This is a genomic window from Streptomyces sp. SID5643, from assembly GCF_009872555.1.
GTDB lineage: Bacteria > Actinomycetota > Actinomycetes > Streptomycetales > Streptomycetaceae > Streptomyces > Streptomyces iakyrus.
The window spans coordinates 1-1,034 of the sequence record NZ_WWIC01000245.1 but is presented as its reverse complement, the minus strand read 5'-3'; the positions used below and the strand labels follow the sequence as shown (position 1 = coordinate 1,034).

General features: G+C 69.8%; 1 protein-coding gene. It reads right to left on the bottom strand.

What is annotated here, in order from left to right; all coding sequences use genetic code 11:
* A partial coding sequence (locus tag GTY56_RS26810) for an acyltransferase domain-containing protein (RefSeq protein WP_161367879.1) occupies positions 1-1,034 on the bottom strand: 1,034 nt, incomplete at both ends.

The following is a 1,034-nucleotide window of genomic DNA, read 5'->3' as shown; positions in this document are numbered from 1 at the left end:
AACCATCAGCCAGCAGCCGCTCGACCGTCTCCTGGAACCGCACCGGCCGACGCAGATTCCTCAACCAGTACCCCGCATCCAACGACGCGGTGTCGACCGCCGCGGCCTCCACCGTCGAATAGAACGGCACCGAACCACTGCGCGGACGGATACCGGCCAGGACCTCCTCCAGCTCACCACCCACCGCCTCCACATGCGCCGAATGCGAGGCATAGTCCACCGGCAGCCGACGCGCCCGCACCCCCTCCGCCTCACACCCCGCCACGAACCGCACCACCGCATCCGTGTCACCCGCGACCACCGTGGCAGACGGCCCGTTCACCACCGCCACACCCAAACGCCCCGCCCACCCGGCCAGACGCTCCTCCACCACAGCCACCGGCAACGCCACCGACGCCATCCCACCGCGCCCCGCCAGCTCACGCCCGATCAACCGCGCACGCAACGCCACCACACGAGCCCCGTCCTCCAACGACAGGCCACCCGCCACCACCGCAGCAGCAATCTCCCCCTGCGAATGCCCCACCACCGCATCCGGCACCACACCCAACGACCGCCACAACTGCGCCAGCGACACCATCACCGCAAACGAAACCGGCTGCACCACATCCACCCGCTCCAGCGCAGCCCCATCCCCCAGCACCTGCGACAACCGCCAGTCCACCAAGCCCGCGAACGCCGCCTCACACCGCGCCATCGACTCCGCGAACACAGCCGACTCCGCCCACAGCCGCACCGCCATCCCCACCCACTGCGTCCCCTGACCCGGAAACACAAACACCGACCGGCCACCCTCGACCGACACCACACCCGACACCACACCAGGCGATGGAACACCCCCGGCCACAGCATCCAGACCAGCACCCAACCCCACAGAGTCCTCGGCCAGCACCACCGCCCGGTGCTCGAACACCGACCGCGACACCACCGACGACAACCCCACATCCACCAACCGCCCAGACCCCGCCACACCCCCCAACCGGCCCGCCAGCTCACCCACCACACCCACAGAACGACCCGACACCACCACCGGC